Below are 26,033 nucleotides of genomic sequence, written 5' to 3' on the forward strand. Positions count from 1 at the left end.
ATCAGCCGCACCGAAGGCAAGGACGCCCTGGTCCCGCGGCTACCACCTCACAACACAGAGGAGACTTCCATGGCCTGGAGAATGCCAGCCGAAACCGCCCCCCACGACCGCACCTGGATGGCGTTCCCCCGCACCGGCCTGACCTTGGGCAACGACGCCGCTTCGGCGGAAGAAGCGTACGCGGCCTGGACCGCCGTCGCCCACGCGGTGTCCGAGTTCGAGCCCGTCACCATGGTGGTCGACCCCAGCGAACGGGACCGGGCCAGCCGCATGCTCGGCGCCGGAATCGAACAGCTTGAGGCGCCCCTCGACGAATTCTGGATGCGCGACGTCGGAGCAACGTTCGTCGTCGACGACAAGCGCCCCGGCGTGCTCGGCGCAGTCGACTGGATCTTCAACGGCTGGGGCGCACCGGCCTGGTCCGAATGGCAGAAGAGCGCCGGCATGGCCCGCTTTATCGCCGAAGCGTCCGGCGCGGAACTGGTCACTTCGCTGCTGGTCAACGAAGGCGGCGCCATCCACGTCGATGGTGAAGGCACCGTCCTCGTCACCGAAACCGTCCAGCTGGATCCGCACCGGAACCCCCACGCGGACAAGGCACGAGTCGAAGCGGAACTCTCACGCACGCTGGGCACTACCCACACCGTGTGGGTACCGCGGGGCCTCACGCGTGACTACGAGGACCTCGGCACACGCGGCCACATCGATATGGTGGCCACGCTTCCCTCCCCCGGCCGGGTCCTGCTGCACTCGCAGACCAATCCCGAACACCCCGATTTCGAGGTCAGCCGCTCCCTGCAGCGGTTCTTCGAAACCCAGGAGGACGCCGCCGGCAAACCGTTCGAGATCACGCTGCTTCCCGCGCCCGAGACCCTCCGCGACGAGGAAGGCTTCGTCGATTGGAGCTACGTGAACCACCTTGTGGTCAACGGTGGGGTCATTGCTTGCGGCTATGGCGAAGAGCGGGCCGACGCCCTGGCCGCGGAAATCCTGGCCGAGGCCTACCCGGGCCGCCGCGTCGTCACCGTGGATGCCCGGCCGATCCTCGCCCGGGGCGGGGGAATCCACTGCATCACGCAGCAGCAGCCCACACTCAACGGGCAGGCTGCACGATGAGCCGCTTCGACGTCGTCGAGGCCTCAATTGCACAGTTGCGCGCAGCACTGGAAGCCGGTGAGGTGACCAGCGAGGAACTCACCCAGGCGTATCTGGACCGCATCGACGCCTACGACCGCAACGGCATCACGTTGAACGCGCTTGTTGTCATGAACCCCGAAGCTCTCGCAGATGCCCGGGCCTCCGACGAGCGCCGGGCAAGCGGCGCCACCCACGGGCCCCTCGACGGCATTCCGTACACCGCCAAGGACAGCTACCTGGCCAAAGGGCTCACGGCCGCCGCGGGCTCCCCCGCGTTCGAAAACCTCATCGCCCAACGCGATGCCTTCACCATCGAACGCCTCCGCGCGGCAGGCGCCGTGCTCATCGGACTGACCAACATGCCGCCCATGGCCAACGGCGGCATGCAGCGCGGGGTCTACGGACGCGCCGAGAGCCCCTACAACGGCGCTTTCCTCACCGCGGCTTTCGGTTCCGGCTCCTCGAACGGCTCGGGAACCGCGACCGCGGCGAGCTTCGGAGCCTTCGGCCTGGGCGAGGAGACCTGGTCCAGTGGCCGCGCGCCGGCGTCGAACAATGCCTTGTGCGCGTACACGCCCTCGCGGGGAGTCATTTCAGTGCGCGGCAACTGGCCGCTGGTCCCCACCATGGATGTCGTGGTGCCCCACACGCGGTCCATGGCCGACCTCCTGGAACTGCTGGATGTCATTGTTGCCGACGACGCCGAAACCCGCGGCGACTTCTGGCGCGCGCAGCCGTGGGTTGAGATCCCGGCCGCGTCCCGGGTCCGTCCGGCCTCGTACCCGACGCTGGCACCATCCGACGTCGACGGCGCGCGCTCGGCTTTGAAGGGCAAACGCTTCGGGGTGCCGCGCATGTACATCAACGCGGACCCCGACGCCGGGACCAGCGAGGCTCCTGGCATCGGCGGACCCACCGGCCAGCGAATCGACACGCGCGCTTCCGTGCTGGAACTGTGGGAGGCGGCCCGGCGCGACCTCGAATCCGCCGGTGCCGACGTGGTGTTGGTGGACTTCCCCGTGGTTTCCAACTACGAAGGCGACCGCCCGGGAGCGCCCACCATCGCCACCCGCGGATTGGTCAGCCCGGAGTTCCTCCGGCGGGAAATCGTAGACCTCTCGGCGTGGGCGTGGGACGACTTCCTCGCGGCAAACGGGGACCCGGCACTCAACAGCCTGGCCGAAGTCGAAGGCAGCGCGATTTTCCCGCACCGGGAAGGGGCGCTCCCGGACCGTTATGATGGATTCGACGACGATATCGCCGACTACCCGGCGCACATCCGCACGCACGCGGTTGCTTCCGTCACCGACATCCCGCTCCTCGAAGAAGGCCTCCGCGGACTCGAAGAGACCCGGCGGGTGGACCTCGAGGAATGGATGGACGGCCTCCGCCTGGATGCGGTCATCTTTCCCGCCGCCGCCGACGTCGGACCAGCCGACATGGACGTCAACAAATCCTCAGCCGATCTCGGCTGGCGCAACGGCGTATGGGTGGCCAACGGCAACCTCGTTCCGCGGCATCTCGGGATCCCGACAGTCACCGTGCCGATGGGAACCATGAGCGATACCGGCATGCCCGTGGGGCTCACGTTTGCCGGCCGCGCCTACGACGACACCGCGCTGCTGGCCCTGGCTGCGGCCTTTGAAGCAACAGGCGAGCGCCGCACCGCTCCCCCGCGCACACCGCGGCTCGACTGACCGATCAGGTGGACTCGTCGTCGAAAGGGGCCTTCTGCCCGGCCGCCAAACGCACAACCGGGCGGGCAGGAGGCTGCACCTGGGTCGAGATGGCAGGCTCCGGAAGCGGTTCGTCCTCGAGGAGGGCTTCACGGATGATGCGGCGGGGATCATATTGGCGCGGATCCATTTTCCGCCAATCGATGTCCTCGAATTCCGGACCGAGTTCCTGGCGGAGCTTTTCCTGCGCGCCGGAGGCCATGCGCCGCAATTCGCGGATAAGCCGCCCCAGCTTCCTCGCATACTCCGGAAGCTTGGTGGGTCCGAGGACCAAAACGGCAATGATCAGGAGAAGGGCAACCTTCTCGACCGAAATATCGATCATGGCTCCATTCTAAATCCACCGCCCGGTCGCTCCGGGCGGCGACGGGCTTATGAGATCGCGTACAGCGCGACGGCAAGTCCAGCCGCCATCAGCGCCTCGCGGACACCCTTCAATCGGGGCACAGCGTGCGATTTGCTCTCGACCGGCATCGCGAACGTGCCCAACACCCACCCCGTTGCGGCGAAGAGCATGAGCAGCGCGCCCATGATGTCGGCAAGGATGATTCCCAGTTGGTGTCCCGGATGATCCGACACCGATCCGGCTCCACTCGACGCGGAGAGCAGTACCCAGCCCGAAAGAGCCGCCATGCCTGCGCCATAGATCGCCGACCATCGCCCTGTCCCGGCTGTTCCCGCTGTCCGTGGCCCTTGGTACACGATCCTGACGGCGAACAGGAGGAAGACAAGGCCAATCGCCGCTCCCAGCGGGACCACACCCAGCGGAGCCCATCCGAGCCCTACCGCCGCCATGGCCGCGGCCAATATCCCCGCGGCGGCCGCGTCAATCCGGGCCGCCACACTCTTGGCGCGGAGGATGGCTCCGAACCCCAACACAGCCGCTGCCCCGAAAAGCAGCACGAGAGCGCTTACAACAAACCAACCTCGGAACATACCCTGCCAATCCTCCTGCGCGCTTCCGGTTGAAACCCACCCGCAGTCATATCACTTGCGGATGGGAGAACCCTGCATGCTTCGTCTAAATACCGAAACCTCCAAGAATCGCTAGGCCGAGCCGAGCTGCGATGAATGCGTACAGATCAGCGCTGGAACAGCATCGAAATGACTCCGGAGCGGACAATGATTGTGGCCCCAAGCGCGACATACACCACGGGTATAACCCAGTTTCCGGCCCGGCGGCAGATCTCGCCCACCTTCGGGTGCGCGGTCAGCCAGTAGCCCGCGGCACACCACACCGCCACCATCACCGCGAACGTCAGCCCCGTCACCACCGAAGCAGGCGGTTCCAGCGAGTGGAACAGCGGAATGTATACCGAGATGTTGTCTCCGCCGTTGGCCACTGTCACCGCGACAACCACGGGCACCGTCAACGAGCGGGGCTTCGGTGGATCTCCGGACGGGCGGGCAACCTTAATTAAGGCGTAACAGCCCAAGACAAGCGGCACCAGGCCGAGGAATCCCACCCACTCCACCGGGACGGGAGTGAGCGCCAATGCCGCTGCGGCCGCCGCACCGGTCAGAATTCCGATGCCGATGTACTGGCCTACCCAAATTCTCCAGAGTCTTGGCACCGGGCGCGTCCTGGCTGACAAGAAGAGAACGGACAGGACCAGGAGGTCATCGAGGTTTGTCGCCGCAAAGGCCCCAGCCGCTGTCAGCACCGTGCCGCCCAGATCTTCCATCGCTGATGACACTACCGCTTGGAGCCTGCGCTCTTGCGCGGACCGCACCGGCTGGCGCCATCGACTCCGCCGTGGCAGCATCGGACGATGACTGCAGATACCCGTCCGTACGTCGAGCCCGAGCAGCCGGAGCCTGCCGTTCCACTGCTCGGCGGAGACGTGACGGAGGGGCTCGTCCGGGTGGGCGATACAGTGCGGCGCCCTGTGAGCGACGCTTCGCCGCGAGTCCGCCGCCTCCTGGATTTCCTGCAATCGACCGGATTCCACGGGGCGCCCCGCTTCCTGGGCATCGACGAAAGCGGCAGGGACACCCTGGGTTTCGTGCCCGGTGACACCGCCGGCCGCCCCTGGCCCGGTTGGGTCGCCGACGAATCGAGCGCCGTCAGCGTCGCGCGCTTGGTGCGGGCCTACGATGACGCCGTGCAGCCGCTTGGGGTACCGGACTGGGCACGCGCACGCGCGGGCGACGCTGCCGATCCCCAGGGGTGTCCGAGCTCGATTGCGGGACCTGCGACATTCCTCGCCCACATGGACATCACTCCGGAGAATGTCGTCTTCCGGAACGGTACCGCCGTCGCGCTGATCGACTTCGATTTGGTGCGCCCCGCGACCCGGGCGGAAGAAGTCGCGAACTTGCTGCTCTGGTGGGGCGCCTGGATGCCCATCAGCGACCGCGATCCCGTGATGCGCGAGGTCGACGCCGCCTCCCGGGCCGCCGTGCTGGTGGACGCCTATGGCCTGGGTCCGGCCGATCGAGCCAAGGTTGTTGGCGTCGCCCGGAACGCCGCAGACCGCTCCTGGCATTTGATGCGGCGGAGGGCGCTTACCCAGGGCGGCGGTTGGAAGCGGATGTGGGATGAAGGCGTCGGTGACAAGATTCTTCGCCGCCAAGCGTGGCTGGCCGAAAATGCCGCAGTTCTCCATACCGCAATAAGGTGATCGCCCCTTAGGCTTCGTCGAGGTGGCGCAGGAGAAAGGGGAGGGTCGCACGCATCGTCCGGAGATCGCCGTCGCTGGCTGCTTGCTCCCCAAGGTAGTCCCCATGGTTTCCCGGCACGATCATCAAGCGGCTCCCCGGGATCGCCCGGACCATCTGCACTCCGTGCTCGGGCTTGATCACGTCACGGTCGGCGAGCAACACGAGGGTCGAAGCGGTGATGGAGCCCAATTGTTCCTCGGACCATCCGGGAAACGTCAGCATTCGCTGGCTGTCCAGGACAAAGAGTTTCTCAAGGTGTTGAGGGTCCGGATTGAGCTTGCGGTCGGCGTCCCGGTAGACCTCGGGCATGTCTGCGGCAGTCGCGTTTTGCAGTCCATCCCAGAATCCATCCACCATGGCGTCGCGTGCGGCCATGGACGAAGCGATGATCAACCTTCGTACGAGCGCAGGATGTTCCATGGCCAATGCGAGCGCGGTGTGCCCGCCGGCGCTGAAGCCGAGCACATCCGCCAACGGCACATCCAACTGACGAAGGACCGCCGCGACGTCTGCGGCTGAGTTTTCGGCAGTAAGGGGACGATCGATCGGCGCCGTGTGGCCATGGCCTTCTTCTTCGACGGCAATGACTTGCCGCGTCTCGACCAGCAGCGGAATGAGCTCCCGGAAGTTCGACTCGATCGTGGACCCGCCGCCATGGATCAATAGCAAGGGCGTGCGGTCCGGCCGACGTTGGCCATGAACCTCGTAATACATCTGCAGGGAGCCGTTGTGTGCATAGCCATGCTCAAAGTCCACGCCCCCACCCTAACCGCCGGCTGTGGCTATTTGGCAAGAGCGTGGGGGCTCAATAAGCCTCAACATTTCGATTAATGATAACGAGTATTGATAGCATCAAGATTCATTCTCATTCCTACCCGAAAGTTCCCCATGCACCCTGCCCTCCTGGTTCAAGACTTGAGGGTGTCCCTCCGCGGACGCGCCTTGATCGACAGAGTCAGCTTCGCTATCGACCCGGGTCAAAGACTGGCTCTTCTCGGAGCCTCGGGTTCAGGCAAGTCCCTGACCGCGGCTGCCCTCCTGGGACAGCTTCCAGCGGCGATGAGTGCTTCCGGGCGGTTGCGGATCAATGGAGTGGAGGTGGCGTTGTCCAATCGGCAACGCCAGCGCGGCGGGATTACAGCAATCCATCAAGACCCGATGTCAGCGCTCAATCCCTTGGTGCGCCTGGGGAAACAGCTGGAGATCCCGCTGCGGCAGGCCGGCCTTTCCGGCTCGATGGCACGGCAACGGGCACTTGAGCTGCTCGCGTCGGTGGGAATAGGGGAAGCCGAGCGGACCATGGAAAGTTTCAGCGGCGAATTGTCGGGCGGTCAGCTGCAACGGGTCTGCGTCGCACTCGCCCTTGCCTGCCCCAGCTCCGTCCTGGTGGCGGATGAACCCACTACCGCATTGGACATGGTCAGCCAGTCCAAGGTCCTCGATGCCTTGTCCTTGTACTCGGAATCCGCACATTCCGAATCCGCCGGCGCGATGTTGTTCATTACGCATGACCTCGCCGCGGCTGCGGCCTTTTGCCACAAGGCCGTTGTCCTGAGTTCCGGCCGGATCGTCGAGGAGGGATCGATGCAGTCGCTCGTGGAGCGGCCCAGGCACCCCTACACGAAGCAACTGGTGGAAGCCGCCCATGTCGGCTTCGATTCCCTTCGCCGGGAAGCCACAGCATGAATGCAGTCTTGAGTGCCGAAAACCTTGGTCTTAGCTACCCAGGCAGAGGGCTTCTGAAGCAACGGTCAGCCCCGCCCGCATTGCAGGACGTTTCCCTCAGCATTGCCACGGGAGACAGCATCGGCCTGGTGGGCGGCTCTGGCGCGGGAAAATCGACCCTCCTGCGGATCTTGCTTGCTTTGGAGAAGCCTGACGCCGGAACCGTCACGTTCAACGACGCCCCGGTTGTGCCCGGTCCGGCCCCGTCCTTGAGATGGTACCGCCGGGCGGTGCAATACATCCCGCAGAATCCGGCGGCGAGCCTTGATCCGGGCATGAACGTGGAGCGGCTTCTCCTGGAACCCCTGAGGCAACTGCGCATCGACGGAGACCACCGCAGGATGATCCTGGATGCCCTGCAACGGGTCGATCTCGACCCTGCCATGCTTACGCGCAGGCCCGGGGAACTCTCGGGCGGGCAAAAGCAACGCGTGGCTATTGCCCGCGCCTTGGTTCCCGCGCCGAGTTTCCTCCTGGCAGACGAGCCCGTCAGCGGGCTCGATCTTCCCCTCAGGAACACGGTCTTGGCCCTCATTGAACAGCTGGTCCATCGGGACGGGCTTGGGCTCCTGTTTGTCTCGCACGACCTGGCCGCCGTCGCCCGTCTGTGCTCTCAAACCCTGGTCCTCTCGGGGGGACGCATCGTGGAACAAGGACCCACCGCGGCTGTGTACGCGAAACCACAGACCGTGGAAGCCAAGGAGCTCGTCACCGCCGCGGCACTCATTCACCGTTTCCTTCCAGCGCCACTCCCGGCACCGCGCCCGTAACGACTCCACCGCGCCTAAATCCACCCACACCCACGAAAGAAGGCACCAATCCATGGCGATTCCACGTCCAAAAGCAGTTGCCGCGATACTCCTCTCCTCCGCAATGGCCGCCTCCCTCAGCGCTTGCTTCGCCCAAGGCAACGCGTCACCGGCCAGCAGTGCTGACTCCCGAATCAAGGTAGCCATGTTGCAACCACCCCGTTCAGGACTCACTCCCCTGAGCGACGACGCCTTCAAACTCTCACGCTGGAAAACCGCCGAGACACTGGTGGTCCTTGATGCCCTCGGCGATGCCCAGCCATCGCTTTCAACAGCCTGGAAGCAACTTGACGGCAAGAACTGGCGCTTCGAACTCCGTGCCGGCGTGAAATTCCATGACGGGACGCTTCTGACGGCGGAGCAAGTGGCGGCATCGTTGACGGCGGCGGCCAATGCCAAGCCCAAGCCGCGGATCCTCGACGGCGTCCAGCTAAGCGTCCGCACGGACGGCGGGAACGCCGTCGTCATAACCACCCAAACGGACGATCCGCTGGTTCCGCAGCGGCTTTCCAGCCCGCAGCTTTCCATCCTCGCCGCGTCCGCCTACAAGCCCGGCGGCGTCGTGAGTCCCATCAACGCCGGAACGGGCCCCTACGTCCTTGCGTCCGCGGACGGCACCAGCTCGGCAACCCTCAACCGCTTCGCCGACTACTGGGGCGAAAAAGCGGCGAGCAACGGCGTCGACGTCCAATACGTTCCCGACGGGACGGCGCGCGCGGCCGCCCTGAGGACCGGTACCGCCGACGTCGTGGAGGCCATTCCCGTAGGCCAGGTCGCCCAGATCAAGGCAGACTTGATTCACGAAGTCCCCATGCCCCGCACCAATACCCTTTACCTGAACACCAAGGCGGGTCCTTTTGCGGATCCCGCTCTCCGGGCAGCGGCACGCACCTCGATCGAACGGGCCACCATTGTTGACCGGGTCTACGAGGGACGCGCGGACATCGCCGAAGGCCTCCTGGGCCCGGCTCTCCCCTGGGCCGCCAAGGAGCGGCAAAACACCTCATATACCGAAACACTGAAGAATCGTGCGGAAGCGGCACCCGCCAGTGGCCGCCGCATCAAACTCGGCACGTTCACTGACCGGGCCGAGCTGCCGGAGGTCGCGGTGCAGCTTGAGCAGCAGCTCGAAGCCGCCGGCTTCATCGTGGAGCAGGAAGTCCGCGAGTACCAGCACATCGAGGCAGACGCCCTGGCCGGCAAGTTCGATGCTTTCATCCTGTCCCGCGCCACGGTCCTCGACTCCGGCGACCCCGTCGCCTACATGTTCAGCGACTTCTCCTGCAAAGGCTCCTTCAACATCTCCCAGTTCTGCGATCCGGAGGTGGACGCGGCACTGAGCAAGGCCGCCGCCATCCCGGCAGGACCGGAGCGCCGGGCGGCAATTGCCGCCGCCGAAGCACTGATCCTCTCGAAGGATGCGGCCGTGCCGCTGCTGCACGAGCGCGTCATCCAAGGCGAATCGGCCAGGATCCGCGACGTCGAACGCGATCCCCGCGAGCGCGCCCTGATCACCAGCAAGACAGGAATCGCCGGCTGATGCGGGGCCCTGCGTTCATCAAAACTGCGGCTTCCCGAGCCGTGGCGCTCTTTGCCATAGTTGTGCTGATCGGGCTATTGCCGTGGCTTTCGGGACAAAGCCCGGAGTACACCATCCTGCGGGCCCGGTACGCCGACCGGGAAGCGACTGATGAAACACTGGGCCTGATCCGCGCGGAACTCGGACTCGATCGAGGACCGGTACACATTTTCCTCGACTGGGCCGGAGGCCTTTTGCGCGGGGACATGGGAAATTCCTGGATCACCAATACGCCTGTTGGCCCTGGCACCGTTGAAACCCTCGGCGTCTCCGTCACCCTGATGGCGTGCGCGGTGGCCGTTGCGGCCGTGGTGGCCACCGCGCTGTGCGTTCCTTCAGTGATCCGCGGCCTGGCCGGGAACCCCGGGCGGGGTTCCGGCGTCGTGGCGGCGGCCATGACCGCCCTTCCTGAGTTCCTCCTGGCGGCGATGCTCCTTGTGGTCGGTGCCGTGTGGCTGGGCTGGTTTCCGCCCTATGGCTGGCAGGGCATGGACCACGCGGTGTTGCCGGCGCTCTCCCTCGGCCTGCCCGCCGGCGGGCTCATCGGGCGGCTTCTTTCCGACGCCATCAGCCTGGCGTTCGACGAAAAATGGGTGGCCACGTGGGCGATGGCCGGAGCAACCCGCGCCCGGCTCGCCGCGGCGGTGCTCCGCCGGGCCCTGCCATCGGTGATGAGCCAGATCGGACTTGTCCTCATTGGCCTTACCGGCGGGGCGGTTGCCGTGGAGAAAGTGTTCGCGATTCCGGGCTTGGGCCGCGCGGTCCTGGGCGCGGCGGGCGCCCAGGACATACCCGCGCTGCAGGCGGGAGTTCTGGCCCTCCTCATGCTGGCGATCGGGGCAGGTTCCCTCGGCGCGGTTGCCCGATACCTTCTCTTGGGAGCGGCGCTGCGCTCGGGGACGGTTCCGGTTCCGGACTCGCCGGGAAGACCACGACGGCGGGATGTCGCCGTTCCGCTCGTTGCAGCGGGGACCTTGCTGCTCATCGTTGTCGTGGGCTTGTTTCGCGATCCGTTCACCTCGAACCATGCACGGCTTGCCGGCCCGGGCTTCGATCTGCCTTTCGGGGCCGATGCCAGCGGACGGGACCTCCTTGCCCGGGTGGGGCATGGTGCCGTGTCCACGCTGGGAACGGCCTTGCTCGTGGTGCTGGCTTGCCTTGTGATCGGGATCGTCGTCGGGCTCTTCCCGCTCGCGGCCACCGGCCCCCTTGAAGTGGCGAACGCCGCTCCCCCTATCCTCGCCGGCCTGATCGTCGCGGTGATGACCGGGCCCTCGGCCGAAGGCGCGGCGATAGCCGTCGCCTTGGTCAGTTGGGCACCCCTGGCCGCCCACACAGCGGCCTTGGCGCAGGAGGCAAGGGCCCAGCCCCACGTGAAGATCCTTCCGGTCCTGGGCGTAGGTCGGGTGCGCATCCTCTGGCGGTATATCTTCCCAGTGGTCCTTGGCCCGGTGTTCAGGCATTCGATGCTCCGGATACCGGGAATCGCGCTCGCCTTGGCTGCCCTGGGGTTCCTGGGCCTCGGCCCCCATCAGCCGTCGCCCGAGTGGGGCCTCATCCTGGCTGAGGGCATCAACTATGTGGAGCGCGCCCCTTGGGCCGTTGCCGCCCCGGCGTCGGCGTTGATCCTCGCCTCGATTCTGGCTGTTTCATTGTCGAGCGTGACGTGGTCGAGGGAACCAGCGAAGGGAAACCCGGCGAGCAGCTCCGATTGACTCATTCGAATATATGTTCGAAAATTGAAGCATGCCTTCTCGCCTGTCTTCCGCTTCGCCGGCCTCGCTGCGCGATGACTTGCAGGCGCGGATCCACCTCATGCAGGGCAAGCGCGGAAGCGAACGCTCGCTCCCCGTGCTCCCCTCACTCAGCAGGCTCCTCCCGGGTGGACTGCGGCCGGGAGCGGCGTACTCCATACAGGGATCCATGTCGCTGGCCATGGCCTTGTTGGCCGGCCCGTCACGCAATGGCTCATGGTGCGGAGTAGCAGGGCTGCCTGACTTCGGGGTCGAGGCGGCAGCGGGTTTCGGCGTTGCGCTTGATCGGCTGGTGCTGGTGCCTGACCCCGGGGCCAGTTGGACGCCGGTGATCGCCGCCATGGCGGACGTGCTCTCGGTGGTGCTTGCGCGTGCTCCGGAAAAAGTCGCACCCGCCGAGGCTGCCCGCTTGGGAGCCAGGCTCCGGGAGCGGAGTGCCGTCCTCCTTGTCCTGGGACCATGGCCGCAGAGTGAAGCTGTCTTGCAAGTGAATGGATATGAGTGGGCGGGGCTCGGACAGGGTAATGGACATCTCGCCAAGCAGGAGCTCGAGCTCGAAGTCGCACTGCGGGGAAGTTCCCGCAGGGCCTCCGTGGATCTTGCGGACAGCGGTCCGGTAGATCTGTCCCGCCATCGGATGGGAGCATGATGCTGTTTCAGCTTGAAACCCCGGTCCGCGCGTTGGTGACATGGTTCCCGGATTGGCCCCTCGTCGCCGCCCGCTTGGCAGATGCCCTCCCGCCTGATGTGCCTGCGGCAGTCATAGGCCAAGGTGTCATAGCTGCTTGCTCCGCGGAAGCCCGGGCAGAGGGAGTGGTCCGGGGCTTGCGGCTGAGGGAAGCACAGACCCGTTGTCCTGAACTGGTGGTATGTGCCGTTGATCCTGTGCGGGATGCGAGGGAATTCGAGCCTGTGGTCTCGTCGCTCGAGGAACGGACTCCTGGAGTGGAAGTGCTTCGCCCCGGCCTATGCGCTATCCGGGCCAAGGGTGCTGCCCGGTATTACGGCGGAGAAGAAGCGGCCGCAGGTGCTGTGCTTGAATCGGCCGACCGCCTCGCCGTGGAGGCCCGGGTGGGGATCGCCGATTCCGTGTTTGCCGCCGAGCAAGCAGCCCGGAGCACCAGCGAACTCTCTGCTGTTCTTGTGCTCCCGCCGGGTTCTTCCCGGGATTTCCTGGCTCCATTTCCGGTGGAAGTACTAGGCCAGCCGAAGCTTGCTTCCTTGCTCAAACGCCTTGGCATCCTCACTTTGGGGAATTTCGCCGATCTTCCCGCTGCAGATGTCCGGGCACGTTTCGGGGCTGCCGGAATCATTGCGCACGCCCTGGCAAGCGGCCAGGATCCCCGCAAAGTGATCCCCCGCACTCCCCCGCGGAAACTGGATCAACGGGCGGAATTCGAACCCGGCCTGGACCGGGTTGACCAACTCGCCTTCCAGCTCCGCGCCACGGCAGATGCTTTCGTCGCCGGAGTGCAGACGGAGGGCTTGGTCTGCACGGAGCTGAGGGTTCTCATCACTGACGAAGCAGGGAGCCGCTCCGAGCGGACGTGGGGCCATCCCCGCCATTTCACGGCCAGCGACCTCGTGGACAGGGTGCGTTGGCAGCTTCAGTCACAGCCCCCTGCCCACACCAGCAATAAGGCAGTCAACGGTGGAATGAGCGACGGCGGAATGGCCCGCGGCGGGCTGTCGTCACCGGTCACGCGGGTCGAGTTCGTCCCCATCCGGGTGGACTCCATCGCCCATCATGGGCGGGCGCTCTTTGGAGACGGAGCCGAGGAGCAGATTCATCATGGACTCAGCCGGATCCAAAGCATGCTGGGGCATGAGGCCGTAGTAGTGCCCGCGATCTCCGGAGGCCGGCTGCTGGCCGAGCGTCGTCGTTTGGTTCCTTGGGGAGATGCCTTGCCCGCGGGAGCAGCCGACTTGGCCTCCAGACCCTGGCCCGGCAGGATTCCAGACCCGCAGCCCGCCACGGTGTTCGCTTCCCTCATCCCTGTCCTGTTGCTTGATGCGGACAAGGAAAAAGTCCGCACGGACCATCGTGGCGGATTGCTTGCCCCGCCAACGTGGTTCTGTCCCACCGGAGACCCTGCACGACGCCGGTTGGTGATTCAGTGGGCAGGACCCTGGCCGCTGAAACAGCGGTGGTGGGACTCCTCCCATCGCCTTGAAGCGGACCGCTTCCAGCTTGTGGACGGAAACGGAGAGGCGTGGCTCCTTCTCCTGGACGAGCAGAACTGGTGGGCAGAGGCCCGCTACGACTGAATAGCCAGAGTCGAACACCGAACTTTAGGCAGGAGTTAAAGATGGCTTGGAACAACCCGTCAATCCCGTGGTCGGAGTTCGAACGCACGCTTTCAGACCGGCGCGTGCCGGAGATCGGCAAGGCCAAGGGAGACGGCGGTGACAGCCCCGCATGGTCAAGGAAACGCGGACCTTACCGTCCGGTCCCCCTCGATCCCGCAAGGGTCGTGTCCAGGGCGGGTGCCGCCGTCGTGCCTTATGCCGAACTACACGCGCATTCGCACTACAGCTTCCTGGACGGCGCCTCATCACCCGAAAAACTTGTTGAGGAGGCCGTCCGGCTGGGCCTCCATGCCCTCGCACTGACCGACCACGACGGCTTCTACGGGATCGTGCGAATGGCCGAGGCCGCCGAAGCCTACGAGCTGAAGACCGTGTTCGGCGCTGAGCTGTCGCTCGGACTCAGCAAACCCCAGCAAGGGGAAGCCGACCCCGAAGGTGACCATTTGCTCGTCCTCGCACGCCAGGAAGAGGGCTACCACCGCTTGGCAGGGGCGATGACGTCCGCACATCTGGCGGCCGATGCCGAGAAGGGCCACCCCATCTACGACCTCGACGAGCTGGCGCATTCCCTGAGGGACCACTGCTTGGTGCTGACCGGATGCCGCAAAGGCTCCGTCCGGAGGGCCCTCATGAGCGACGGCGAGCAAGCCGCTGCCTTTGAAGTGGAGGCCTTGATCAAGAGATTCGGGCGGGAAAACGTGGTGGTCGAACTCTTCGATCACGGGAATCCCCTCGACAGCAGCCACAACGACGCCCTGGTCCGTATTGCCGAGCGCGCAGGCATCCCTTTCATCGCCAGCAACGCCGTACATTATGCGTCCCCGGAGGGATACCCGCTGGCAACGGCCATGGCGGCTGTCCGGGCACGCCGCAGCCTGGAGGAACTGGACGGTTGGCTGCCGGCAAGCAGCGGCGCCCATTTGCGGAGCGGTTCCGAGATGGCAGCACGGTTCGCCCGCTACCCCGGCGCGGTCGAACGGACTGTCCAGATCGCTGACGAGCTAGCGTTCCAGTTACGGGCCGCCCGCCCGAAGCTCCCCAAGCTCGATGTTCCTGCAGGGCACAGCCTTATCACTTGGCTGCGGCAACTGGTTGAAGAAGGCATCAGGGACAAATACCCGGACGCCGACGAACGGGTCCGTAGCCGGATCGAGCAGGAACTCGCAGTGATCGAGGCGAAGGACTTCCCCGGTTATTTCCTGATTGTGCACGACATCGTCCAGTTTGCCCGTTCCCGCGGCATCCTCTGCCAAGGCAGGGGTTCCGCGGCGAACTCGGCCGTCTGCTACGCGCTGGGGATCACCGCCGTCGACAGTATTTTCTACAACCTTCCGTTTGAACGTTTCCTCTCCAGCCTCCGCGAGGAAGAACCGGACATCGACGTCGATTTCGACTCGGACCGGCGGGAAGAAGTCATCCAATACGTCTACGGCAAGTACGGACGGTTCAACGCGGCCCAAGTAGCGAATGTCATCAGTTACAGGCCGAAGAACGCCGTCAGGGACATAGCCAAAGCTCTCGGCTACAGCCAGGGCCAGCAGGACGCCTGGTCCAAGCGGCTCGATCACTGGGGCGATCTCAGTGAAGGAAAGACCAATAACATCCCGGCCCCGGTCCTGGACCTTGCTGATCAGATACTGGGCTTCCCGCGGCACCTGGGCATCCACTCCGGCGGCATGGTCCTCACCGAGCGGCCTGTCGGCGAGGTGGTACCCATCGAGCGTGCCCGGATGGAAAACCGCACGGTCCTGCAATGGGACAAGGACGATTGCGAATGGATGGGCCTGGTCAAATTCGACCTCCTCGGCCTCGGAATGCTCGCCGCCCTGCAGTACTCCTTTGATTTGATCGACAAGCATTTCGGGGAGCGTTGGACAATCGAGACCATTCCGCGGGAAGAACCGGCTGTCTACGACATGCTCTGCCGGGCAGACTCGATCGGGGTGTTCCAAGTGGAATCACGGGCCCAGATCAGCACGCTCCCGCGGCTGAAACCGCGGGAATTCTACGATCTGGTGGTCGAAATCGCGCTGATCCGCCCAGGTCCCGTCCAAGGCGGCGCTGTCCACCCGTACATCCGGCGCCGTGCGGGCACGGAAAAAATTACGTATCTTCATCCATTGCTGGAGCCAGTGCTTAAGCGGACCTTGGGTGTGCCCTTGTTCCAGGAGCAGCTGATGCAGATGGCAGTTGCCGTGGGCGGCTGCACTGCCGAGGATGCGGACCTGCTCCGCCGCGCGATGGGCTCCAAACGGGGCCGGGAGAAGATCGAGTCGCTCGAGGCCAAGCTCTATGCGGGGATGGCGGCCAACGGGATCAGCAAAGACGACGCCGATGCCATCTACGCCAAGATCCAGGCCTTTGCGAACTTCGGTTTCGCGGAATCCCACTCCTTGAGCTTCGCGGTGCTGGTCTATGCAAGCTCGTGGCTGAAGCTGCACTATCCCGGCGCATTCCTCGCGTCCCTGCTTCGGGCACAACCCATGGGCTTCTACTCCCCGCAAACCCTCGTGGCGGATGCCCGCAGGCACGGGGTCCAGGTGTTGCGCCCGGATGTACTGCATTCCCTTGCAGAGGCGACCCTCGAAGCGCTCGACGAGGCTACAAGGGCCGAAGCGGGCCAAGTGGGCGGCATGGATTCCTGCTTGGACTTCCACCAGCCGGAGATCGGCCTCTTCCAGCAGGATCGACCACGCGAGGACCACCTGCACCGGCGGGATGGCTCACGCGCGGTGCGGTTGGGGCTCGACGGCGTCACGTCCATCGGGACCGAGGTGGCGAAGCGGATCGTCGCCGAGCGTGAGGAGCATGGCGCCTACCAGGACATGGCGGATCTGTCCCGCCGCGCGAATCTCAGCGCGGACCAGCTGGAGGCACTCGCTTCAGCCGGCGCACTCGATTCGCTGGGGATGAACCGCCGCGAAGCACTGTGGCAGGCCGGCGATGCCGCGCTCGAGCGGGAAGGACAATTGCCCGGGACCCACGTCGCGGTTCAGCCGCCGCTGCTGCCCGAGCTCTCGCCCCTGGAAAATGTTGCCTACGACATGTGGGCCACGGGCATCAGCACCGATGACCACCCGATGCGCCATGCCCGCGCAGCCCTGGATTCCAGAGGGGTGTTGCGCGTAGACCGACTCTCCCAGGTCGAGTCCGGCAGGCGTGTTGAGGTGGCCGGCGTCGTGACCCACCGCCAACGCCCCCAGACTGCGCAAGGGATCACCTTCGTCAATCTGGAGGACGAGAGCGGCATCCTCAATGTCATCTGCAGCGTCGGCCTCTGGAAGAGGCATCGCCGTGTAGCCCGGGAGTCATCCGCACTGATCGTCCGGGGTTTCCTTGAACGATCGCCGGAAGGAGTCACCAATCTCGTGGCAGACAAGCTGGAACCCTTGGTCCTGACCGTGAAGTCCAACTCCCGCGATTTCAGGTAGTCAGGAGTACCGCACGAGCCAGTTCCCGGTCGTGTTCATCCGGGAGCGGTACGTGTTGACCTTTGCTCAGGACCGTGATGCCGGAATCCGTGACGTTGTAGCCGCGCCGTCGGTCCAGGTCCGGATCCAGGCCGATGGTTGCGCCGGCTGGAACCCTGATGTTCTTGTCCAGGATGGCCCGCTTGACCACCGCCCCTTCGCCGATGGTGACGTTGTCCAGCAGCACCGAGTCGATAACGCGAGCACCACTGGAAATGAACGCATCGTTGGAAAGCACCGAATTTTCCACGAGACCGCCCGATACGATGACGCCGTTGGAAACAATTGAGTCCTGGGCCGTGCCGACGGTACCGCCTTCCCCGCGAACCATCTTGGCCGGAGGCGATGCGCTTTGCCGTGTGTAGATGGGCCAATCGGAGTTGTAGAGATTGAACACCGGTTCCGGCGAGATCAAGTCGAGGTGTGCCTCGAAGTATGAGTCGATAGTGCCGACATCACGCCAATAGTTGCGGTCACGGTCTGTGGACCCGGGGACATCGTTGCTTGAAAAGTCATAGGCGAACGCTTCGCCGCGGGAGACGAAATAGGGGATGATGTCACCGCCCATGTCGTGCTTCGTGTCTTGCCGCGTAGCGTCGTGCTCAAGTGCCGCCACCAAGGCATCGGCGTCGAAAACGTAGTTCCCCATCGATGCCAGGAACTGGGAAGGGTCTTCAGGAAGTCCACGCGTCGAAGCCGGCTTTTCCACAAATGCTGCGATCCTCTTGGCCGTGCCGTCGCTCGCATTACCGGAACTAGCGGCCTGGTCGACCTCGATCACGCCGAACTGGTCGGCCATGGCCAGAGGTTGACGCACGCCCGCTACAGTGGCCTTTGCACCGGAGCTGATATGGCTGCGCACCATGTGCTCGAAATCCATCCGGTAGACGTGGTCAGCACCAACTACTACGACGATGTCAGGACGGGCGTCCTCGATGAGGTTGAGCGACTGGTAGATCGCATTGGCGCTGCCGAGGAACCAGCTTTTGCTGACGCGCTGTTGAGCTGGCACCGACGCTACATAGTTGCCCAATTGTGCGGACATCCGCCACGTTTCTGAAATGTGCCGGTCCAGGCTGTGGGACTTGTACTGGGTCAGGACCACAATCTGCCAATAGCCCGAATTGGTTAGATTGGACAGGGCGAAGTCGATCAGCCGGTAACTCCCTGCGAACGGGACCGCTGGTTTGGCCCGATCTCCGGTAAGCGGCATGAGTCGTTTTCCCTCACCGCCGGCCAGCACAATCGCCAAGACCTTCTTCGAAGCCATCGTCACTCCCTTGTGTTTGATGTTGGCTTTGGATCTGCTCACCGCGCGTTGCGATGAAGCTCGGGGTGGAACGCGCCCCCGCTGCCCGATCCGGCAGCGGGGGCGCGCACTGTCAGGCGTTGGCGATCAGCCCCAGTTCGGCCTTGGAGGCCAGGGAGGGGTGCTTCGGGAAGACCCGGACGGTGTAGCCGAAGGATCCGGAGCGGTTGATCAGGATGGACCCCGTGAACAGGTGGCGCCCGTTGCCGAGGTCCTCTGTTTCGGTCAGCTCGACCAGAGCGACATCGTCCAGCTCGTCTCCGTCCTGGGCCCTGCCATACGCCACTTCAACTGACACGTCCTCGGGCGTGAGTTCATGGAGGGCGATGTAGGCGTTGACCTGGAGGGTGTCCCCGATCTGGGGCTCCTCGGAGACGCCGACGGAGTCGACGTGTTCCACGATCAGTTGCGGCCAGGCGTTGCGGACCTTGGTGGTCCACGCCGCGAGCTCCTTCGCTTCCTTGAAGGAGGCCGTTCCCGCTTGCCGGCCGGCGACAGCTGCCGGGCGGTAGAGGGTGTTGACGTAGTCCTGGAGCATCCGGTCGGCCGAGACGGCCGGGCCAAGGTGGGCCAGGGTGTGCTTGATCATGGAGACCCAGTGCGTCGGGATCGCTTCCGGGCCGGACTGCGAGGGCCCGGCCGCGCCGGCTTCCGCGGAGACCGTGGAGCCGTAGAAGCGCGGGGCCACCTGGGTCTCCAGGAGCTCGTAGAGCGCGGCGGCTTCGATGTCATCGCGTTCGGTGGGTGAGGCGTCGTTGTTCGCGGTGGGGATCGCCCAGCCGTTCTCGCCGTCGTACATCTCATCCCACCAGCCGTCCAGGACCGAGAGGTTCAGGGAGCCGTTGATGGCCGCCTTCATCCCGGAGGTCCCGCAGGCCTCCAGGGGCCGCAGCGGGTTGTTCAGCCACACGTCGCAGCCCGGGAACAGGGTGCGGGCCATGGCGATGTCGTAGTTGGGCAGGAACACGATCCGGTGCCGCACGGCGGGGTCGTCGGTGAACTTCACCAGGTCCTGGATCATCTTCTTCCCGGCGTCGTCCGCGGGGTGGGACTTGCCGGCGATGACCAGCTGGATGGGGTGCTTCGGGTGCAGCAGCAGCGCCTTGAGCCGGGCCGGGTCCCGGAGCATCAGGGTCAGACGCTTGTAGGTGGGCACGCGCCGGGCGAAGCCGATCGTCAACACGTCCGGGTCCAGCACCGTGTCCGTCCAGCCCAGCTCGGCATCCGCCGCGCCGCGCTTCTTCCACGAAGATCGCAAGCGCTTACGCACGTCATCGACCAAGGCGGAACGCAACTCGCCGCGCAGGCCCCAAAGCTCGGCATCATCGACGTCGTAGATCTTGTCCCAACCGGTGGCGTCCACGTCAGTGCTGCCGAAGTACTTTGCGGCGAGCCGGCTCATCTTCGGATCGATCCAGGTGGGCACGTGGACACCGTTGGTGACGGAGGTGATGGGGATTTCGGAGTGGTCGAAGCCTGGCCAGAGCCCGGAGAACATCTCGCGGGAGACCACCCCGTGGAGTTTGGCCACGCCGTTGGCCCGCTGCGCCAGGCGCAGGCCCATGACGGCCATGTTGAAGACCGCGGGGTTGCCGCCCTCGTAGTTTTCCCGTCCCAGTTCCAGGACCTTCTCCACCGGCACGTCCGGGGCCAGGCCGGCGTCGAAGAAGTGCCTGATCTGCACGGCCTCGAAACGGTCGATGCCGGCCGGAACGGGGGTGTGGGTGGTGAACACCGTGGACGCGCGTCCGGCGGCCAGGGCCTCGGACCAGCTCAGCGGGGCCTCGGAGGACATGAGCTCCTGGATCCGTTCGATGCCCAGGAACCCGGCGTGGCCTTCGTTGGTGTGGAACACCTCCGGGGCCGGGGTGCCCGTGAGCCGCTGGTAGACCCGCAGCGCCTTCACCCCGCCCATGCCCAGCAGCAGCTCCTGCTGCAGGCGGTGGTCACCGCCGCCGCCGTAGAGGCGGTCCGTGATCCCGCGCGCGGCGTCGTCGTTGGCCGGAACGTTCGAATCGAGCAGCAGCAGCGGCACCCGCCCGACGTCGGCACGCCAGATGTGCGCCCGCAGCGTCCGGTCACCGGGCAACGGCAGTGCGATCAGGGCCGGCGAACCGTCTTCCTCGCGCAGCAGTGTCAGCGGCAACCCGTCGGGGTCAAGGACCGGGTAGGTCTCCTGCTGCCAGGCGTCCCGGGAAAGGGACTGCTTGAAATAGCCCGCCTGGTACAGCAGCCCGACGCCGATCAACGGCACACCCAGGTCCGAAGCCGCCTTCAGGTGGTCCCCGGCCAGGATCCCCAAGCCGCCGGAATACTGCGGAAGCACCTCGGTGATGCCGAACTCCGGCGAGAAATACGCGATGCACGCCGGAGCGTCCGGACCCAGGCCCTGGTACCAGCGCGGCTCGCTCAAATACCGGTCCAGATCCGCAGCCGCGTGCTGCACACGCTCTACGACTGCGGCGTCCGCTGCGAGCTCATGCAGTTCCTCGCGGCTGACCAAGCCCAGGAAGGTCATCGGGTCATATTTGCTTTGTTCCCAGGCCTCGGCGTTCAGCGCGGAGAACAATTCACGTGTCGGCAAATGCCACGACCAGCGCAGGTTCTTCGCCAATCGTGCCAACGGGGCGATTGCTTCCGGCAGAACCGTTCGTACAGTGAACCGTCGAATCGCTTTCACTTCCGGCCACCTTCGAACGCGGACAGAGCCGGTGTGGTCAACGTTTCCATGCGGGTACCTCCAAGAGGTTGTTGTGATGATTGGGGGATGTTGGCTAAGGGGTGGGGCGCTCGGTGAGGAGGTTTCTACGGACACCACCAGCGCAGGGCAAGCGCTTACATATTTAGAGCGGGCAACATTGGCCCCTCCGGCGCCCCGTCCTGAAACTCAGACGCAGATGGTGGTCGCCGGCTTCCGTCCTCGCACTATTCCGGGCCTTGTCGGCCCTGTAATAAGGGGACGCGGTTGCTCGTGGACCCGTTGCGAAAGCTTAGGAATTCCCGTTCAGGGCGGGCTGACATCGACCGCAATTTCAACTCGGGGTATTGGTACCGAATGATTCCAAGCACGACTTACTTCCTTAGTCTCCGGGAACACTGATCGGTGACCATCCGCCATGTTGTATCAGGAGGAATCCCATCGCCGTTCGTCGACGCGCCTTGTCGACGCGGGTCGATGGCTCGACAGTAGTTGGCGGCGCAACGGTGTGTCAAATGTCACAATCACGTGTGATGGAACCGCGTAATGAATGCCTCGAATTCGCGGATTGCACCCGGCGGCGCGGTGATTCTATGGCTGGGTGGCGCGTGCCACGGCGGTGCTCCCGCGCAACGTCAGCACCGGTTCAGCGAGCCATTGCAGGGCATCTGCGCCCTCGCTCCTGAGGCGCCGGGTGAGGAATTGTGCTGCCTCGCGCCCCATGACGCCGGGTTCGGCGGACGCCGTCGTCAGGGCTGGCATGAAGCGCTCCGCTGAGCCGGCACTGGTGTTGATCGCGACAATGGAGAGAGACTCGGGGACTCGCCAACCGTGGGCCGCCGCCGCACCCAGAAGGCCTGCAGTAGCCGCTTCGTTGATCATCACGAGTCCGGTTGTTTCCGGGGACGCCTCAAGAATCCGTCCGAACACCTCGCGGCCGCCGGCAAGCGAGCTCGTTGCCGGGAACAGCCGAGCAGTGATCCCGTGCCGCGATGCGGCAGCTGCCACGGCATCCCAGGATCGGACCATCGGGCCGTATCCGCTCTCCAAGGACTCACGCGAATGCGTCACGAGGCCGATTTCCGTGTGCCCCAGGCTGGCGAGGTGCGACACTGCGAGCTCGCCCATGGCTTCAAAATCCGCGTCCACGAATGTCAAGCCCGCGGCATCCGCGGGCCGTCCGATCGTGACGAATGGAACCCCCGTTTCCAAAAGGACTGGAATCCGTTCGTCGAATGACCTGACTTCCATAAGGAGGATTCCATCCACCAGGCCTTGGGCCACGATCCGCTGCATCTCGCCCAGGTCGTCGGGGTCCATTGGCCACAGAAGAAGATGGTATCCGTCAACGCGCGCTTGTTCGGCAGCACCTTGGACGTATTCGAATTCCGTGGTGTTCATGCCTTGCTCCCCGACCGGGAAAATCAAGGAGACAATTCCGGTCCGTTTGCCGGCCAGACCCTGGGCGAGCAGGTTCGGCGTATAGCCAAGGTCGGACATGGCCCGCAGGATGCGCTCACGCGTTTCGGGCGCAATCGGCCGGACACCGCTGAGGGCATAGGACACGGTGCTCCTGGAAACGCCGGCTACCCGCGCAACATCGGCCATAGTTACCAAGGACTATCCCCCTGTATTGTCGGTGGCTGGTCAGCGATGGGCCCGCGAATCGCCGCAGTCCGCCAGGCGGCGATGCCCACCAATAGTAAACCGTAATCGGTTGGTAAAGTGACGCAGACATGCTGAACCCACTGTTGCATACACTCGGCGGCTACGCGAGGGTGCGCTCGGCCATTCTCGAGTACCGCGTGCTTAAAGCAACGCGGGGTCACTTACGGCCCATAAAGTCCGCTGGGACGGGCCGTAAGTGACCCCGCGTTGCGCTAGCCCCGGGAGCAGCCAGCGGCGGGACACACAAAAGGGAACCACCAGATCTGGTGGTTCCCTTTTGGTAAATGGTGGAGCTGAGGGGACTCGAACCCCTGACCCCCTGCATGCCATGCAGGTGCGCTACCAGCTGCGCCACAGCCCCATATTTTCGCCGCTTCAGAGACCGTGAACTGGCTTGAAAACCTCATCCAGCTTTCGGATTCCTCCGAAGCAACTCAAATATCTTAGAACAGCATTTCCGAAAATTCCAAATCGGGCATATTCAGTTGGTTTGCGGCTTGGCGCCTAGGATTCCTCGACGGCAGGAGCCTTCGCCGAGGCGTCGTCACCGAGTTCCAGGTCCACAACCGGGCAGTCTTTCCACAGGCGTTCCAGCGCGTAGAAGACCCTGTCCTCGGAGTGCTGGACGTGCACCACGATGTCGGCGTAGTCCAACAGGACCCAGCGGCCTTCGGAACGCCCTTCGCGGCGTACCGGGCGGAGGTCCTGCTTGAGCAGTTCTTCCTCGATGCCGTCGACGATGGCGTTGACCTGGCGTTCGGTCGGGGCCGAGGCGATCAGGAAGACGTCAGTCAGGGCCAGGCGTTCGCTGACGTCCAAGGCGATGATGTCCTCGGCCAGCTTGTCCGCTGCCGCGCGGGCGGCGTGGCGGGCCAAGAGGACGGATTGTTCATGTGCAGTCACGGGACTCCTTGTATGCGGCTTCGAGAATGAACGAAGCCTGTTTGGTGGCAAAAGCCGTTATGGTCAGCGGGAAAGTCCGCTGGTGATCATGATGATGCCCGCGATCAGGGCGATGGCTCCGATGCCAACGAGTCCAAGGACCAGAAGCCGGGTACGCTTGGCGCGCCCAAGTCCCGCCGTCGCGGCGTCGAGCGGTTCAAGTCCGTAAGCCGAACTTGCCGAAACGGGCGGATGTTCGGCCGCTTCCGCGAGTGCCCCACCGTCCGATGCGGAGCCCGACGCCGGGCGTCGACCAGCCGCTTTCGCAGCGGCCTCGGCGCGCGCCAGCACTCCTGCCCGGCCGCGCAGGCTCCGTGGCTTGCCCGACGCCGACTGCCCAGGCTTCAGTTTCGGAGCGGGGGACGTCACAAGGGGAACAAAGGTGGTGCCGGGCGGCTTCATGACGGGACGTTCGAGTCCCGGAACCTTCACGAATTCCAGGGGCGTCACCATGGCCAGGTTGCTGGCCACAGAAGGTTCAGCACGGACCGGACCAGCAGGACGGCTGTTCTGCTCAGCGAGCTTCTGCTTGGCCATCGCCCTCTTGTTGAGGATCGCCTCGCGTTCAGCCTGGGCGATTTGTTCAGCCAAAGCAACCGGATCGGCCGGCTCAGGGTCGGTTCCGGACACCTCGGATTCAGCCGCCGGGACTTTCTGCACGGCTGATTCCATTGCCGCGATGTGCTCAAGCTTGTTGGACTGATTGTTCGCCTGGGCAGCCAAGAGCTCGCGGGCCATCAAGGCCTGTTCCACCGTCATTTCCGGTGCACCGGGAGGAGGGCCTGCCGTAACGCGGACACCGCCGCCAGGCAACACGCCCGGGCGTTCAGGGCCGGGCTGCTGCTTGCCGGGAGTCTGCGCCAGGCTGCTGGATGTCCTCGGCCCGGATCCTGGTGCGGCCACCACGGGGATCGCCGAGGTGCCGGGGGCAACCTCCTCCTGCAATTGCTGCAGGCGCAACTGACGGCGCGTGGGTGGACCGCCGCGGGAAAGCTGCTGCTCCTTGTCCGCGAGTTCCTTGATGGCGCGGAGGGCTGCACGGTCGCGTGCACGCGCCTGGGAAGAACGTTCCGCGGAGGGTTTGGCGTCCAGCGGAGCATCGGCCACCCGGCGCACCCGATTGGCCGAAGCTCCACCGGACGCGTGGTTGGCGTCGTCGGTGGTAACGGCCTCGGCTACTGCGGGACTTGCGCCGGTTTCTTCCAGGCGTGCGTCCCGGGCTCGTCGAAGCTCGCGCCGGCTAGGGATGGGGGGCTGTTCCTGGCTCATTCAAAACTCACTCGGTACGGGCTTGGTGTTCTGATCCGGTCATAGCATGCAGGGGCTCCCCCATGCCGGGTTTGCCCGAGTACAGCTTGTATTTGGCGATGTACTGGACCACACCATCAGGAACGAGGTACCAGACCGGATTGCCTGCACCGACGCGGGCGCGGCAATCCGTCGAGGAGATCGCCATGGCGGGCACTTCCAGCAGGCTGACGTCCTCCCTGCCCATGCCATCAAGGACATGACCAGGCCGGGTGACACCGACAAAGTGCGCCAAGGACCAAAGCTCGTCGACGTCTTTCCAGGACAGGATCTGCGCCAGGGCGTCCGCGCCCGTGATGAAGAACAGGTCCGCATCCGGCCTCTGGGTCCGCAGATCCCTGAGGGTGTCGATGGTGAACGTGGGACCGGGGCGGTCCACGTCCACGCGGCTCACCGTGAAATTGGGGTTGGACGCCGTGGCAATGACCGTCATCAAGTACCGGTGCTCAGCTTCGCTGACCTGCTTGTGCGACTTCTGCCAGGGCTGTCCGGTGGGCACGAAGACCACCTCGTCCAAGCGGAACTTGGCAGCAACCTCACTGGCAGCAACCAAGTGGCCGTGGTGGATGGGATCGAAGGTCCCACCCATTACGCCCAAGCGAAGTCGGCGCCCCGTTTCCTCGAAGGGTTTTGCGGCGGAAATGTTAGTGACCCAGCCCTGGGTGCTTGGCCGGGTGCTGCCGGTGCGGGTCTGAGTGCTCGTCGACTGCGTCGTGACGGTTGCCGAGATTCGTGTAGGAGACTGCCACGAACATCAGGACCAGCAGGATGCAGAACATGGAGATGCCGAAGACGAAAGGAGGAACCCACAACGGCGCCGGCGCCTCGCTTTCGCCCCCTTGAGCGAGAATGGAAATGGCGATCTGCTGAAACTGCATTTTCTCCCCTAGCGGTTCAAAGGATTTCGACGGCGGATCCTCCCAC

Annotated in this window: 20 protein-coding genes, 1 tRNA gene and 1 pseudogene; 10 read left to right on the forward strand and 12 right to left on the reverse strand. The window is 64.8% G+C overall.

The features are described 5' to 3' along the window. The first annotated feature begins 69 nt into the window (after nt 1–69). Nucleotides 70–1,116 (forward strand): agmatine/peptidylarginine deiminase, encoded by a 1,047-nt coding sequence (locus ACFVTG_RS02840; RefSeq protein ID WP_390277779.1) that lies wholly within the window; start codon nt 70–72, stop codon nt 1,114–1,116. After that, a complete protein-coding gene (locus tag ACFVTG_RS02845) occupies nt 1,113–2,834 on the forward strand; it encodes an amidase (protein WP_390277781.1) in 1,722 nt (573 codons plus the stop codon). The genes ACFVTG_RS02840 and ACFVTG_RS02845 overlap by 4 nt, the downstream gene beginning before the upstream one ends. 4 nt (nt 2,835–2,838) lie before the next feature. Here the strand turns inward: ACFVTG_RS02845 and ACFVTG_RS02850 are convergent, their stop codons facing one another. The 3 genes from ACFVTG_RS02850 to ACFVTG_RS02860 all read right to left on the reverse strand — a co-directional run bounded on the left by ACFVTG_RS02850 (nt 2,839) and on the right by ACFVTG_RS02860 (nt 4,558). Next, nucleotides 2,839–3,198: a sec-independent translocase gene (locus ACFVTG_RS02850; protein ID WP_284755420.1), complete on the reverse strand. Its 360-nt coding sequence runs from the start codon at nt 3,196–3,198 to the stop codon at nt 2,839–2,841. A gap of 47 nt (nt 3,199–3,245) precedes the next feature. After that, nucleotides 3,246–3,776 (reverse strand): hypothetical protein, encoded by a 531-nt coding sequence (locus tag ACFVTG_RS02855; protein WP_390277783.1) that lies wholly within the window; start codon nt 3,774–3,776, stop codon nt 3,246–3,248. A gap of 179 nt (nt 3,777–3,955) precedes the next feature. After that, nucleotides 3,956–4,558 (reverse strand): cadmium resistance transporter, encoded by a 603-nt coding sequence (locus ACFVTG_RS02860; RefSeq protein ID WP_390277785.1) that lies wholly within the window; start codon nt 4,556–4,558, stop codon nt 3,956–3,958. Between the two features lie 87 nt (nt 4,559–4,645). Here ACFVTG_RS02860 and ACFVTG_RS02865 point away from each other — a divergent pair, with 87 nt between their 5' ends. Beyond that, nucleotides 4,646–5,497, forward strand: a complete 852-nt coding sequence (locus tag ACFVTG_RS02865; RefSeq protein WP_390277787.1) for a phosphotransferase — start codon at nt 4,646–4,648, stop codon at nt 5,495–5,497. A 7-nt stretch (nt 5,498–5,504) separates the two neighbouring features. Here the strand turns inward: ACFVTG_RS02865 and ACFVTG_RS02870 are convergent, their stop codons facing one another. Next, on the reverse strand, nt 5,505–6,293 hold the full coding sequence (locus tag ACFVTG_RS02870; protein ID WP_390277789.1) for an alpha/beta fold hydrolase: 789 nt from the start codon (nt 6,291–6,293) through the stop codon (nt 5,505–5,507). A 132-nt stretch (nt 6,294–6,425) separates the two neighbouring features. On the opposite strand from ACFVTG_RS02870, the gene ACFVTG_RS02875 reads away from it, so the two are divergent. From ACFVTG_RS02875 to ACFVTG_RS02905, 7 genes are read left to right on the forward strand one after another with little or no spacing between them, the layout of a single operon-like run. Next, a complete protein-coding gene (locus tag ACFVTG_RS02875) occupies nt 6,426–7,223 on the forward strand; it encodes an ATP-binding cassette domain-containing protein (protein WP_390277791.1) in 798 nt (265 codons plus the stop codon). Next, nucleotides 7,220–8,032: an ABC transporter ATP-binding protein gene (locus ACFVTG_RS02880; protein ID WP_390277793.1), complete on the forward strand. Its 813-nt coding sequence runs from the start codon at nt 7,220–7,222 to the stop codon at nt 8,030–8,032. The genes ACFVTG_RS02875 and ACFVTG_RS02880 overlap by 4 nt, the downstream gene beginning before the upstream one ends. A 52-nt stretch (nt 8,033–8,084) precedes the next feature. After that, nucleotides 8,085–9,611 (forward strand): ABC transporter substrate-binding protein, encoded by a 1,527-nt coding sequence (locus ACFVTG_RS02885; RefSeq protein WP_390277795.1) that lies wholly within the window; start codon nt 8,085–8,087, stop codon nt 9,609–9,611. Then, entirely contained in the window at nt 9,611–11,365 is a 1,755-nt protein-coding gene (locus tag ACFVTG_RS02890) for an ABC transporter permease subunit (protein ID WP_390277797.1), read from the forward strand. The genes ACFVTG_RS02885 and ACFVTG_RS02890 overlap by 1 nt, the downstream gene beginning before the upstream one ends. Nucleotides 11,366–11,396: 31 nt before the next feature. Then, entirely contained in the window at nt 11,397–12,053 is a 657-nt protein-coding gene (locus tag ACFVTG_RS02895) for a hypothetical protein (RefSeq protein WP_284755437.1), read from the forward strand. Next, nucleotides 12,050–13,672: a DNA polymerase Y family protein gene (locus ACFVTG_RS02900; RefSeq protein ID WP_390277800.1), complete on the forward strand. Its 1,623-nt coding sequence runs from the start codon at nt 12,050–12,052 to the stop codon at nt 13,670–13,672. Before ACFVTG_RS02895 ends, ACFVTG_RS02900 begins: the two co-directional genes overlap by 4 nt. Nucleotides 13,673–13,713: 41 nt before the next feature. Beyond that, nucleotides 13,714–17,145: an error-prone DNA polymerase gene (locus ACFVTG_RS02905; RefSeq protein ID WP_390277803.1), complete on the forward strand. Its 3,432-nt coding sequence runs from the start codon at nt 13,714–13,716 to the stop codon at nt 17,143–17,145. Here ACFVTG_RS02905 and glgC read toward each other — a convergent pair. The 8 genes and pseudogenes from glgC to ACFVTG_RS02945 all read right to left on the reverse strand — a co-directional run. Then, nucleotides 17,141–18,460 (reverse strand): annotated as a pseudogene (gene glgC / locus ACFVTG_RS02910) (glucose-1-phosphate adenylyltransferase); the annotation flags it as partial. The gene ACFVTG_RS02905 and the pseudogene glgC sit on opposite strands and share 5 nt — an antisense overlap. 106 nt (nt 18,461–18,566) lie before the next feature. Next, the gene (gene glgP / locus ACFVTG_RS02915) at nt 18,567–21,173 is read right to left on the reverse strand and encodes an alpha-glucan family phosphorylase (protein WP_390277805.1); all 2,607 of its coding nucleotides are present in this window, start codon (nt 21,171–21,173) and stop codon (nt 18,567–18,569) included. A 609-nt stretch (nt 21,174–21,782) separates the two neighbouring features. Beyond that, nucleotides 21,783–22,799, reverse strand: coding sequence for a LacI family DNA-binding transcriptional regulator (locus tag ACFVTG_RS02920; protein WP_390277950.1), 1,017 nt, complete (start codon nt 22,797–22,799; stop codon nt 21,783–21,785). Between the two features lie 345 nt (nt 22,800–23,144). Further along, nucleotides 23,145–23,220, reverse strand: a tRNA-Ala gene (locus ACFVTG_RS02925). Nucleotides 23,221–23,363: 143 nt separating this feature from the next. After that, nucleotides 23,364–23,762, reverse strand: a complete 399-nt coding sequence (gene rsfS, locus ACFVTG_RS02930) for a ribosome silencing factor (protein ID WP_059389355.1) — start codon at nt 23,760–23,762, stop codon at nt 23,364–23,366. A 63-nt stretch (nt 23,763–23,825) separates the two neighbouring features. Further along, on the reverse strand, nt 23,826–25,070 hold the full coding sequence (locus ACFVTG_RS02935; RefSeq protein ID WP_390277807.1) for a hypothetical protein: 1,245 nt from the start codon (nt 25,068–25,070) through the stop codon (nt 23,826–23,828). A 7-nt stretch (nt 25,071–25,077) separates the two neighbouring features. Beyond that, entirely contained in the window at nt 25,078–25,698 is a 621-nt protein-coding gene (nadD, locus tag ACFVTG_RS02940; RefSeq protein WP_390277809.1) for a nicotinate-nucleotide adenylyltransferase, read from the reverse strand. Between the two features lie 55 nt (nt 25,699–25,753). Beyond that, nucleotides 25,754–25,987 (reverse strand): hypothetical protein, encoded by a 234-nt coding sequence (locus tag ACFVTG_RS02945; protein ID WP_284751925.1) that lies wholly within the window; start codon nt 25,985–25,987, stop codon nt 25,754–25,756. Nucleotides 25,988–26,033: the final 46 nt, after the last annotated feature.

Source organism: Arthrobacter sp. NPDC058127, assembly GCF_042884555.1.
GTDB lineage: Bacteria > Actinomycetota > Actinomycetes > Actinomycetales > Micrococcaceae > Arthrobacter.

What these genes read in the sequence shown, in the direction of transcription:
- ACFVTG_RS02890 (WP_390277797.1), top strand. Translation starts at nt 9,611, where the DNA reads ATGCGGGGCCCTGCGTTCATCAAAACTGCGGCTTCCCGAGCCGTGGCG.
- ACFVTG_RS02875 (WP_390277791.1), top strand. Translation starts at nt 6,426, where the DNA reads ATGCACCCTGCCCTCCTGGTTCAAGACTTGAGGGTGTCCCTCCGCGGA.
- ACFVTG_RS02880 (WP_390277793.1), top strand. Translation starts at nt 7,220, where the DNA reads ATGAATGCAGTCTTGAGTGCCGAAAACCTTGGTCTTAGCTACCCAGGC.
- ACFVTG_RS02860 (WP_390277785.1), bottom strand. Translation starts at nt 4,558, where the DNA reads ATGGAAGATCTGGGCGGCACGGTGCTGACAGCGGCTGGGGCCTTTGCG.
- ACFVTG_RS02840 (WP_390277779.1), top strand. Translation starts at nt 70, where the DNA reads ATGGCCTGGAGAATGCCAGCCGAAACCGCCCCCCACGACCGCACCTGG.
- ACFVTG_RS02850 (WP_284755420.1), bottom strand. Translation starts at nt 3,198, where the DNA reads ATGATCGATATTTCGGTCGAGAAGGTTGCCCTTCTCCTGATCATTGCC.
- ACFVTG_RS02945 (WP_284751925.1), bottom strand. Translation starts at nt 25,987, where the DNA reads ATGCAGTTTCAGCAGATCGCCATTTCCATTCTCGCTCAAGGGGGCGAA.
- ACFVTG_RS02900 (WP_390277800.1), top strand. Translation starts at nt 12,050, where the DNA reads ATGATGCTGTTTCAGCTTGAAACCCCGGTCCGCGCGTTGGTGACATGG.
- ACFVTG_RS02905 (WP_390277803.1), top strand. Translation starts at nt 13,714, where the DNA reads ATGGCTTGGAACAACCCGTCAATCCCGTGGTCGGAGTTCGAACGCACG.
- nadD (WP_390277809.1), bottom strand. Translation starts at nt 25,698, where the DNA reads ATGGGTGGGACCTTCGATCCCATCCACCACGGCCACTTGGTTGCTGCC.
- ACFVTG_RS02920 (WP_390277950.1), bottom strand. Translation starts at nt 22,799, where the DNA reads ATGGCCGATGTTGCGCGGGTAGCCGGCGTTTCCAGGAGCACCGTGTCC.
- ACFVTG_RS02885 (WP_390277795.1), top strand. Translation starts at nt 8,085, where the DNA reads ATGGCGATTCCACGTCCAAAAGCAGTTGCCGCGATACTCCTCTCCTCC.
- ACFVTG_RS02865 (WP_390277787.1), top strand. Translation starts at nt 4,646, where the DNA reads ATGACTGCAGATACCCGTCCGTACGTCGAGCCCGAGCAGCCGGAGCCT.
- ACFVTG_RS02845 (WP_390277781.1), top strand. Translation starts at nt 1,113, where the DNA reads ATGAGCCGCTTCGACGTCGTCGAGGCCTCAATTGCACAGTTGCGCGCA.
- ACFVTG_RS02895 (WP_284755437.1), top strand. Translation starts at nt 11,397, where the DNA reads ATGCCTTCTCGCCTGTCTTCCGCTTCGCCGGCCTCGCTGCGCGATGAC.
- ACFVTG_RS02935 (WP_390277807.1), bottom strand. Translation starts at nt 25,070, where the DNA reads ATGAGCCAGGAACAGCCCCCCATCCCTAGCCGGCGCGAGCTTCGACGA.